Genomic DNA, 10276 nt, shown 5'->3' with positions numbered 1-10276 from the left:
TTTTGAATGATGTCACACCTGTTATCTAGTTTTGAGAGAACACTCTCAATTTGTTTGGTGGCGATAGCGAAGAGGTCACACCCGTTCCCATACCGAACACGGAAGTTAAGCTCTTCAGCGCCGATGGTAGTCGGGGGTTTCCCCCTGTGAGAGTAGGACGCCGCCAAGCAATTGCACGTTAGTGCAAGTATGGAGGATTAGCTCAGCTGGGAGAGCATCTGCCTTACAAGCAGAGGGTCGGCGGTTCGAGCCCGTCATCCTCCACCATTTTTCATTATACATATCGGTTTTACATATATGCCGGTGTAGCTCAATTGGTAGAGCAACTGACTTGTAATCAGTAGGTTGGGGGTTCAAGTCCTCTTGCCGGCACCACTTTTATATGATATAATATTCAAGTCTCTTGTAAGAAGAGCCATTAGCTCAGTTGGTAGAGCATCTGACTTTTAATCAGAGGGTCGAAGGTTCGAGTCCTTCATGGCTCACCATTTACATGTTGCGGATGTGGCGGAATTGGCAGACGCGCTAGAATCAGGCTCTAGTGTCTTTACAGACGTGGGGGTTCAAGTCCCTTCATCCGCACCATTTCTGCGGAAGTAGTTCAGTGGTAGAACACCACCTTGCCAAGGTGGGGGTCGCGGGTTCGAATCCCGTCTTCCGCTCCAACTATACCATCCACGCCGGGGTGGTGGAATTGGCAGACACACAGGACTTAAAATCCTGCGGTAGGTGACTACCGTGCCGGTTCAAGTCCGGCCCTCGGCATTAAGTTTTGCGCCCGTAGCTCAATTGGATAGAGCGTTTGACTACGGATCAAAAGGTTAGGGGTTCGACTCCTCTCGGGCGCGCCATGATCTATATGAAATCGGGAAGTAGCTCAGCTTGGTAGAGCACATGGTTTGGGACCATGGGGTCGCAGGTTCGAATCCTGTCTTCCCGACCATTCTTGGGGCCTTAGCTCAGCTGGGAGAGCGCCTGCTTTGCACGCAGGAGGTCAGCGGTTCGATCCCGCTAGGCTCCACTTGATTTTAAAAAATATTTGGCGGTGTAGCTCAGCTGGCTAGAGCGTACGGTTCATACCCGTGAGGTCGGGGGTTCGATCCCCTCCGCCGCTACCAATGGACCTTTAGCTCAGTTGGTTAGAGCAGACGGCTCATAACCGTCCGGTCGTAGGTTCGAGTCCTACAAGGTCCACCACTATACGGAGGAATACCCAAGTCTGGCTGAAGGGATCGGTCTTGAAAACCGACAGGGGTGTCAAAGCCCGCGGGGGTTCGAATCCCTCTTCCTCCGCCATACATATTCCTAATCATCGCGGGGTGGAGCAGTTCGGTAGCTCGTCGGGCTCATAACCCGAAGGTCGCAGGTTCAAATCCTGCCCCCGCAACCAAATTTTAAAATGGTCCGGTAGTTCAGTTGGTTAGAATGCCTGCCTGTCACGCAGGAGGTCGCGGGTTCGAGTCCCGTCCGGACCGCCATTTAAATACTTAGGCTCGGTAGCTCAGTTGGTAGAGCAACGGACTGAAAATCCGTGTGTCGGCGGTTCGATTCCGTCCCGAGCCACCATTTATCATTTTATCAATATATTTTGGCGGTTGTGGCGAAGTGGTTAACGCACCAGATTGTGGCTCTGGCATTCGTGGGTTCGATTCCCATCAATCGCCCCAAATAAAAATTGCGGGTGTAGTTTAGTGGTAAAACCTCAGCCTTCCAAGCTGATGTCGTGGGTTCGATTCCCATCACCCGCTCCATTTCTATATCGTCATGGGCCTGTAGCTCAGCTGGTTAGAGCGCACGCCTGATAAGCGTGAGGTCGATGGTTCGAGTCCATTCAGGCCCACCATGACTTTTGTTCCACAGTAGCTCAGTGGTAGAGCTATCGGCTGTTAACCGATCGGTCGCAGGTTCGAATCCTGCCTGTGGAGCCAAATGGAGAAGTACTCAAGTGGCTGAAGAGGCGCCCCTGCTAAGGGTGTAGGTCGTGTAAGCGGCGCGAGGGTTCAAATCCCTCCTTCTCCGCCATATGATTACAGATATAATAATTATCGGCCCGTTGGTCAAGCGGTTAAGACACCGCCCTTTCACGGCGGTAACACGGGTTCGAATCCCGTACGGGTCATCCAGAAGCCTTGCATATCCTGCAAGGTTTTTTTGTTTTCTAAATCATGATATGTCTTAGATTTTGTTCTTTATTTTAAAAACAGACTACAAAAATCTCCATATATTTCGTTTTTCTTCAGAAAATGAAGTTAATTGTCTATAAGTATAAGCGCTTTCAGCAAAGGGCTTTTTTTTATTTCTTCGAATAAATACTATAAATGAAAACTATGATGTCAGAAAGGATGATTACATGGCCGCTGCCAGCCCGACAGCACATGATGTTTATCTTTTTCACGAAGGCAGTCTGTTTAAAAGCTATCAGCTGTTTGGCTCGCATTACCGCGAGCTGAATGGCAAAAGCGGATATGAATTCTGTGTGTGGGCGCCTCATGCGTCGGAAGTACGAGTGGCTGGAGATTTTAACAGCTGGTCTGGAGAAGAGCATGTGATGCACAGAGTGAATGATAGTGGTATTTGGACGTTATTTATTCCAGGTTTAGGAGAAAAGGAACGATATAAATATGAAATCGTGACGAATAACGGTGAGATCAGGCTGAAGGCAGATCCATACGCTATTTATTCAGAAGTCAGACCAAACACAGCGTCATTTACTTACGATTTGGAAGGGTACAGCTGGCAAGATCAAAAATGGCAAAAGAAACAGAAGGCTAAGACGCTGTATGAAAAACCTGTTTTCATTTATGAACTGCATCTTGGGTCTTGGAAGAAGCATTCTGATGGCAGGCATTATTCCTATAAAGAATTAAGTCAGACGCTTATCCCTTATATCAAGGAGCATGGGTTTACCCATATTGAACTGCTTCCGGTGTATGAGCATCCATATGATCGTTCATGGGGGTACCAAGGAACGGGGTATTACAGCCCGACAAGCAGGTTTGGCACCCCGCATGATCTGATGAAGTTTGTGGATGAATGTCATCAACAAAATATCGGAGTCATTTTGGATTGGGTCCCCGGACATTTTTGTAAAGATGCACATGGCCTTTATATGTTTGATGGAGAACCGCTTTATGAATACAAAGAAGAACGTGATCGGGAGAACTGGTTATGGGGCACTGCAAACTTTGACCTGGGGAAACCGGAAGTTCATAGTTTTTTAATTTCGAATGCGTTGTACTGGGCGGAATTCTATCATATAGATGGATTTAGGGTTGATGCAGTGGCTAATATCCTGTATTGGCCAAATCAGGATGAACGCCACACGAATCCATATGCTGTTGAGTTTTTAAAAAAACTCAATCAAACCATGAGAGAGGCATATCCCCATGTGATGATGATTGCGGAAGATTCTACAGAATGGCCTCAAGTGACAGGTGCCGTTGAGGAAGGGGGGCTTGGTTTTCATTATAAATGGAATATGGGATGGATGAATGACGTACTGAAATACATGGAGACGCCACCCGAAGAAAGGCGGCATTGTCATCAGCTTATCTCTTTTTCATTACTATATGCGTTTAGTGAGCATTTTGTATTGCCGTTTTCTCATGATGAAGTCGTATACGGAAAAAAATCACTTCTTAATAAAATGCCTGGCGACTACTGGCAGAAATTTGCCCAGTATCGGCTTTTGCTGGGCTATATGACAGTGCATCCCGGAAAGAAATTGATCTTTATGGGATCAGAGTTTGCCCAATTTGATGAATGGAAAGATACAGAACAGCTTGATTGGTTTTTGGACTCCTTCCCCATGCATCAGAAAGCCAGCGTTTTTACGCAAGATCTTCTCCGCTTTTACCAAAAAAGCAAAATCCTTTATGAGCATGACCATCGTGCACAATCGTTTGAATGGATTGATGTCCATAATGACGAACAATCAATCTTTTCTTTTATTCGTTATGGCAAAAAGCACGGTGAGGCGCTTGTCATCATTTGTAATTTTACACCCGTGGTCTATCATCAATATGATGTTGGAGTTCCTTTTTTTACTCAATACATTGAAGTGCTTAACAGTGACAGTGAAACATATGGAGGCTCAGGGCAAATCAACAAAAAGCCATTATCGGCTAAAAAGGGAGCACTTCATCATAAACCGTGTTATATCACGATGACCATCCCCCCTTACGGCATCTCGATTTTACGGGCGGTTAAAAAAAGAGGAGAGATAAAAAGATGAAAAAACAATGTGTAGCCATGCTCCTTGCCGGCGGGAAGGGCAGCCGTCTCAGCGGATTAACAAAAAATATGGCCAAACCGGCTGTATCTTTCGGGGGAAAATACAGGATTATTGATTTTACCCTAAGCAACTGTTCTAATTCAGGCATAGACACAGTCGGGATTTTAACGCAATATCAGCCGCTTGAGCTGAATTCCTATATTGGGATCGGCAGTGCATGGGACCTGGATAGATATAATGGCGGCGTGACGGTTTTACCCCCTTATGCCGAGTCATCAGAAGTCAAATGGTATAAAGGGACGGCAAGCGCCATTTATGAAAATCTCAATTATTTGAATCAGTATGATCCTGAGTATGTACTGATTTTATCAGGAGATCACATATACAAGATGGACTACGGCAAAATGCTTGATTATCACATTGAAAAGAAAGCAGATGTGACCATCTCTGTCATCGAAGTGGGCTGGGAGGAAGCAAGCCGGTTCGGCATCATGAAGGCTAATCCAGATGGGACGATCACACATTTTGATGAAAAGCCCAAATTCCCTAAGAGCAATCTTGCCTCAATGGGAATTTATATATTCAATTGGCCGCTTTTGAAACAGTATCTTGAGATGGACGATCAAAACCCTTATTCTAGCCACGACTTCGGCAAAGACATTATTCCACTGCTTTTGGAAGAGAAAAAGAAGCTTTCTGCTTATCCGTTCAAGGGATATTGGAAGGATGTCGGAACGGTGCAGAGCTTGTGGGAAGCCAATATGGATTTGTTAAAAGAGGACTCGGAGCTGAAGCTGTTTGAACGCAAATGGAAAATTTACTCCGTCAATCCAAATCAGCCTCCGCAATTTATTTCATCTGATGCGCAGGTTCAAGATTCGCTTGTGAACGAAGGTTGTGTTGTATATGGAAATGTGTCTCACTCCGTTCTTTTTCAAGGTGTGACTGTTGGTAAGCATACGACTGTTACATCATCCGTCATAATGCCGGATGTGACGATTGGGGAGCATGTAGTCATTGAAAATGCCATTGTTCCTAATGGGATGGTGCTGCCGGATGGCGCAGTGATTCGCTCCGAAAAAGACATTGAAGAGGTGCTGCTCGTTTCAGAGGAATTTGTAGAAAAAGAATTGATTTAATTACTGAAGAGGGGGCAGAGTCAGTGTTCAATAATCAAATGTTAGGTGTTATAGATGAAACCACATATAAGCATTCTCTTCAGGATTTAACAGCACAGCGGTCGCTCGGGGCGATCCCTTTTGCCGGCAGGTACCGACTGATTGATTTTATGCTTTCCAACATGGTGAATGCGGATATTAGGAGTGTTGCAATTTTTCCGAAGTATCGTTACCGTTCGCTCATGGATCACCTTGGGGCGGGTAAGGAATGGGATTTGCACCGGAAAAAGGACGGCCTCTTTTTTTTCCCGTCCCCCCATCTTCATCACGAATACGATGAATTCGGTTCCTTTCGCCAGTTTTCGGACCATCTAGATTACTTCCACAGAAGCACTCAGCAATATGCTGTAATCTCCAACAGCCATACCGTATGCAACATTCAATTTCAATATGTGCTGAAACGCCATCAGGAGGTGGGCTGCGACGTCACCGAGGTATTTCAGGACGGCCAGTCGCTGCAAATCTATATCATGTCAACAACGCTTTTAAAGGATCTGATCTACGGACATAGCGAAAAAGGCTATAAAACCATTCAGGAGGCTGTTGAAAAGGAATCTTCCGCCCTGACCATTTGCCCTTATGAATATTCAGGTTATGCCGCTGTCATTGATTCGGTGGAAAAATATTATACCCACAGTATGGAGCTCATTCAGCCTCGTTTTTGGCAGCAGGTGTTTTTGCCGCAGCAGCCGATCTATACAAAAGTGAAGGATGAGCCGCCTACGAAATACGGAAAGCACAGCACTGTCAAAAATTCTTTGGTGGCAAACGGCTGTGTGCTTGAAGGAGAGGTTGAAAACTGCATTTTGTTCAGGGCGGTTCATGTCGGAAAGGGTACGAAGCTGAAAAACTGTATTATTATGCAAAAAACGCAGATTGGCGAGGATTGTCTTCTTGAGCAGGTCATTTCGGATAAGGACGTTAAAATCGGCAAGGCGACGGAAGCTGCTGGAACAGCTGACCAGCCGCTTGTATTAAGAAAAGGTTTGGTGCAAGGAGAGCTGATGAATTCTTGAAGATATTATTTGCTGTGTCAGAATGCACCCCATTTGTTAAATCAGGAGGTCTTGCCGATGTAGCAGGTGCTCTGCCAAAGGCACTTGCACGATTAGGCAATGAAGTAGCTGTGATGCTGCCGAAGTACAGCCAAATACCTGAACCGTGGAAAAAGCGTATGAAAAAACAGGCTGAGTGTACGGTAGCTGTCGGCTGGCGGCAGCAATATTGCGGAATTGAACATATGGCCGAAGATGATGTGAATTATTACTTCATCGACAATGAGTACTATTTCAACAGGGATTCGTTGTACGGGCATTATGATGACGGTGAGCGGTTTGCCTTTTTTTCAAGAGCTGTACTGGAGGCTGCCAAAGTTGTGAATGTTCAAGCCGATATTGTTCATACTCACGATTGGCATACAGCGATGGTCAATTATTTGCTGAAAGAGGAGTACAGAAAACATCCTTTTTATGAACGGATGAAAAGCGTGCTCACGATCCACAACCTGCAGTTTCAAGGTATTTTCCCTCCTGATGTCACACATGACTTGCTGGGTCTTGAGATGGATCATTTTCATTATGAAAGGTTAGAATGCAACGGATTTGTTAATTTTATGAAGGCGGGCATCATTGCGGCTGATCATGTGACAACTGTGAGCCCCACTTACAGAAATGAAATATTGACTCCGTATTATGGTGAGCAGTTGGAACAGGTTTTGCAATATAGGGAAAATGATGTAACCGGCATATTAAATGGCATTGATGATACGTTCTATCAGCCGAAAAGCGATCCTTATATAGAGGCGCAATACGATTCAGGGGATCTTGCATGCAAGTTGTTAAACAAAACGAAGCTTCAACGGCGGATGGGGCTTCCAGAGAAAAACGATATTCCGTTGATCAGTATGGTGACAAGGCTCACTAAACAAAAGGGGCTTGATCTTGTCCGCAGAATTATGCACGAACTTCTTGAGGAGCAAGACATACAGCTGGTTGTGCTAGGCACAGGAGAACATGAATTTGAAGATTATTTCCGGTATGCAGAATTTGCTTTTCATGAGAAGTGCCGAGCTTATATCGGGTTTGATGAGCCGCTAGCCCATCAAATTTATGCGGGCTCTGATATGTTTTTGATGCCGTCGAAATTTGAGCCGTGCGGTTTGGGGCAGCTCATTGCTCTTCAATATGGCGCCATTCCGATTGTCAGGGAAACGGGCGGTCTTTACGACACTGTCCGTTCCTATCAGGAGGAAGAGGGAACGGGCAATGGTTTTACGTTTTCCGCCTTTAATGCGCATGATTTGAAATTTACGATTGAACGAGCGCTGGCGTTTTATCGCCAACAGGATGTATGGAAGAGCATCGTGAAGACCGCAATGAATGCAGATTACAGCTGGGGGAAGTCGGCTAAAGAGTATCAGCGTATTTTCGAGCAGGTGACAAGGAGTGGACGGGATGTTCTCGAGTAAAGAACGCTTTGCAGACTTATTTTTAAAGCGTCTGGAAATGACGTGCGGAAAAAGCTTTAAAGATTCTGCCAAGCTGGATCAATATAAAACGTTGGGCAATATGGTCAGAGAGTATATCAGCGCTGATTGGATCGAAACGAATGAAAAAAGCAGATCAAATTCCGGGAAGCAGACATATTATTTATCAATCGAATTTCTGCTCGGTCAGCTCCTTGAGCAAAACTTAATGAATCTTGGTGTTCGTGATGTTGTAGAAGCTGGTTTAAAGGAAATCGGCATCAATTTAGAGGAGATCCTTCAGATAGAGAACGATGCAGGTCTCGGCAATGGCGGACTTGGGCGCTTGGCCGCTTGCTTTTTAGATTCGCTTGCTTCGTTGAACCTGCCTGGGCACGGCATGGGCATACGTTATAAGCATGGTTTGTTTGAGCAAAAAATTGTAGACGGGCATCAGGTGGAGCTGCCTGAGCAATGGCTGAAAAACGGGAACGTATGGGAAGTAAGGAATGCGGATCAAGCAGTGGACGTGCCGTTTTGGGGCGAAGTCCATATGACAGAAAAAAGCGGGCGCCTGCATTTTCGCCACGAACAAGCGACAATTGTTACCGCTGTTCCTTATGATATCCCGGTCATCGGCTATGAAACGGGCACTGTCAACACGTTAAGGCTCTGGAACGCCGAGCCCTATGCGCATTATCACGGCGGTAATATTTTGTCTTATAAGCGGGAAACAGAAGCGGTTTCTGAATTCTTATATCCCGATGACACCCATGATGAGGGGAAAATTTTACGGCTGAAGCAGCAGTATTTTTTAGTATGCGCAAGCTTAAAAAGCATTGTGAACAATTACCGAAAAACACATAAATCTTTATCCGGCCTGCATAAAAAAGTGAGCATTCATATTAATGACACTCACCCTGCGCTTGCGGTGCCTGAGCTGATGCGGATTTTGCTCGATGAAGAGAACATGAGCTGGGAAGAAGCTTGGCATATCACTGTACATACGATTTCTTATACAAATCATACAACATTGTCAGAAGCGCTCGAGAAATGGCCGATTCATTTGTTTAAGCCGCTGCTCCCGCGAATGTACATGATTATTGAAGAGATCAATGAGAGGTTTTGCCGCGCAGTTTGGGAAAAGTATCCGGGAGACTGGAAAAGGATAGAGGACATGGCGATTACAGCGCATGGTGTTGTCAAAATGGCTCATCTGGCCATAGTAGGCAGTTACAGTGTAAATGGCGTTGCAAAAATACATTCCGATATATTAATGGAAAGGGAGATGCGCGACTTTCACTTGCTGTTTCCGAATCGTTTTAACAATAAGACGAATGGAATTGCCCACAGGCGCTGGCTGTTAAAAGCGAATCCAGGCTTGTCTGCCATCATTACAGAGGCGATCGGCGATGAATGGGTCAAACAGCCGGAATCACTGATCCGTTTAGAACCGTACGCCACTGATCCTGCATTTATTGAACAGTTTCAAAACAACAAAAGCAAGAAAAAACAAGAGCTTGCCGATTTGATTTTTTGCACGGCCGGGGTGGTTGTGAACCCTGAGAGCATATTCGACGTACAGGTGAAACGGCTTCATGCATATAAACGGCAGCTGCTGAATGTTCTTCACATTATGTATTTGTATAACCGCCTCAAGGAGGACGCCGGGTTTTCAATCTACCCGCAAACCTTTATTTTCGGGGCAAAGGCTTCACCAAGCTATTATTATGCCAAGAAAATCATTAAGCTGATCCATTCTGTCGCAGAAAAAGTCAATTATGATCCGGCAGTCAAACAGCTGATCAAAGTTGTTTTTTTAGAAAATTATAGAGTTTCTATGGCTGAGCGAATTTTTCCGGCATCAGACGTAAGTGAGCAAATTTCAACTGCAAGCAAGGAAGCGTCTGGTACAGGGAATATGAAGTTTATGATGAACGGGGCTTTGACGATCGGCACGCATGACGGCGCAAATATCGAGATCTTTGAGCGGGTGGGCCCTGACTGTATTTACACGTTCGGCTTAAAGGCGGATGAGGTTCTATCGTATCAGGAAAATGGTGGCTATAGATCGAGGGAATATTATCAGCATGACAGAAGAATCAGGCAGGTAGCGGATCAGCTGATCAATGGTTTTTTTGAAGGAGAAGCAGATGAATTTGAATCGATCTTTGACTCGCTGCTTCCGCATAATGATGAGTATTTTGTGCTGAAGGATTTCAGCTCATATGCAGATGCGCAGGAGCGAATTCAAGCTGATTATCGAGAGCGAAGGAAATGGTCTGAGCGTTCGATTGTAAACATTGCTCATTCAGGATATTTCTCCAGCGACCGCACGATCCGGGAATATGCGAAGGACATTTGGGGCATCAAGCCGATGATGTGAAAAAGCCGCTGTAT

The 10276-nt window shown here is 45.5% G+C and carries 5 protein-coding genes, 21 tRNA genes and 1 rRNA gene; all 27 read left to right on the top strand.

The annotated features are described in order from the left end of the window. Positions 1–53: 53 nt before the first annotated feature. A 5S ribosomal RNA gene (gene rrf / locus bslm_RS15140) occupies positions 54–169 on the top strand. 22 nt (positions 170–191) lie between these two features. Continuing rightward, a tRNA-Val gene (locus bslm_RS15135) sits at positions 192–267 on the top strand. Between the two features lie 32 nt (positions 268–299). Next, positions 300–375, top strand: a tRNA-Thr gene (locus bslm_RS15130). Between the two features lie 37 nt (positions 376–412). Further along, positions 413–488, top strand: a tRNA-Lys gene (locus tag bslm_RS15125). Between the two features lie 10 nt (positions 489–498). Further along, positions 499–585 (top strand) — tRNA-Leu (locus bslm_RS15120). A gap of 5 nt (positions 586–590) precedes the next feature. Then, positions 591–665: transfer RNA gene (locus bslm_RS15115), tRNA-Gly, on the top strand. A gap of 14 nt (positions 666–679) precedes the next feature. Next, positions 680–765 (top strand) — tRNA-Leu (locus tag bslm_RS15110). A 9-nt stretch (positions 766–774) separates the two neighbouring features. Then, positions 775–851 (top strand) — tRNA-Arg (locus bslm_RS15105). A 15-nt stretch (positions 852–866) separates the two neighbouring features. Beyond that, positions 867–943: transfer RNA gene (locus tag bslm_RS15100), tRNA-Pro, on the top strand. Between the two features lie 5 nt (positions 944–948). Continuing rightward, positions 949–1021: transfer RNA gene (locus tag bslm_RS15095), tRNA-Ala, on the top strand. Between the two features lie 20 nt (positions 1022–1041). Continuing rightward, positions 1042–1118, top strand: a tRNA-Met gene (locus bslm_RS15090). 2 nt (positions 1119–1120) lie between these two features. After that, positions 1121–1197, top strand: a tRNA-Ile gene (locus tag bslm_RS15085). Between the two features lie 6 nt (positions 1198–1203). Further along, positions 1204–1296 (top strand) — tRNA-Ser (locus bslm_RS15080). Positions 1297–1313: 17 nt separating this feature from the next. Beyond that, positions 1314–1390, top strand: a tRNA-Met gene (locus tag bslm_RS15075). An 11-nt stretch (positions 1391–1401) separates the two neighbouring features. Next, positions 1402–1478, top strand: a tRNA-Asp gene (locus bslm_RS15070). A 12-nt stretch (positions 1479–1490) separates the two neighbouring features. After that, positions 1491–1566: transfer RNA gene (locus tag bslm_RS15065), tRNA-Phe, on the top strand. A gap of 25 nt (positions 1567–1591) precedes the next feature. After that, positions 1592–1667, top strand: a tRNA-His gene (locus bslm_RS15060). Between the two features lie 10 nt (positions 1668–1677). Then, positions 1678–1751: transfer RNA gene (locus bslm_RS15055), tRNA-Gly, on the top strand. Positions 1752–1766: 15 nt separating this feature from the next. After that, positions 1767–1843 (top strand) — tRNA-Ile (locus bslm_RS15050). Between the two features lie 10 nt (positions 1844–1853). Next, positions 1854–1928: transfer RNA gene (locus bslm_RS15045), tRNA-Asn, on the top strand. 3 nt (positions 1929–1931) lie between these two features. Then, positions 1932–2022: transfer RNA gene (locus tag bslm_RS15040), tRNA-Ser, on the top strand. Between the two features lie 25 nt (positions 2023–2047). Next, positions 2048–2119: transfer RNA gene (locus tag bslm_RS15035), tRNA-Glu, on the top strand. Positions 2120–2350: 231 nt separating this feature from the next. Next, on the top strand, positions 2351–4234 hold the full coding sequence (gene glgB, locus bslm_RS15030) for a 1,4-alpha-glucan branching enzyme (protein WP_038429511.1): 1884 nt from the start codon (positions 2351–2353) through the stop codon (positions 4232–4234). After that, the gene (locus tag bslm_RS15025) at positions 4231–5373 is read left to right on the top strand and encodes a glucose-1-phosphate adenylyltransferase (RefSeq protein WP_003229018.1); all 1143 of its coding nucleotides are present in this window, start codon (positions 4231–4233) and stop codon (positions 5371–5373) included. Before glgB ends, bslm_RS15025 begins: the two co-directional genes overlap by 4 nt. Before the next feature lie 23 nt (positions 5374–5396). Further along, complete coding sequence (glgD, locus tag bslm_RS15020) at positions 5397–6428, top strand: glucose-1-phosphate adenylyltransferase subunit GlgD (protein ID WP_080286227.1); 1032 nt, start codon at positions 5397–5399, stop codon at positions 6426–6428. Continuing rightward, positions 6425–7879 carry a glycogen synthase GlgA gene (glgA, locus tag bslm_RS15015; protein WP_038429510.1) on the top strand — a complete coding sequence of 485 codons (1455 nt, stop codon included), beginning with the start codon at positions 6425–6427 and terminating at the stop codon, positions 7877–7879. Before glgD ends, glgA begins: the two co-directional genes overlap by 4 nt. Beyond that, a complete protein-coding gene (glgP, locus tag bslm_RS15010) occupies positions 7866–10262 on the top strand; it encodes a glycogen phosphorylase GlgP (protein WP_046381294.1) in 2397 nt (798 codons plus the stop codon). The genes glgA and glgP overlap by 14 nt, the downstream gene beginning before the upstream one ends. The last annotated feature ends 14 nt before the right edge of the window (positions 10263–10276 follow it).

Origin of the sequence: Bacillus sp. LM 4-2, from assembly GCF_000978495.1 — a bacterium.
In the GTDB taxonomy this organism is placed as follows: domain Bacteria; phylum Bacillota; class Bacilli; order Bacillales; family Bacillaceae; genus Bacillus; species Bacillus subtilis.
Note: the sequence above shows the minus strand (reverse complement) of the source record. Positions and strands in the feature narration are given on the sequence as shown.

Coding starts and splice junctions, on each gene's coding strand:
- glgB (WP_038429511.1), top strand. CDS start 2,351: ATGGCCGCTGCCAGCCCGACAGCACATGATGTTTATCTTTTTCACGAA.
- glgP (WP_046381294.1), top strand. CDS start 7,866: ATGTTCTCGAGTAAAGAACGCTTTGCAGACTTATTTTTAAAGCGTCTG.
- bslm_RS15025 (WP_003229018.1), top strand. CDS start 4,231: ATGAAAAAACAATGTGTAGCCATGCTCCTTGCCGGCGGGAAGGGCAGC.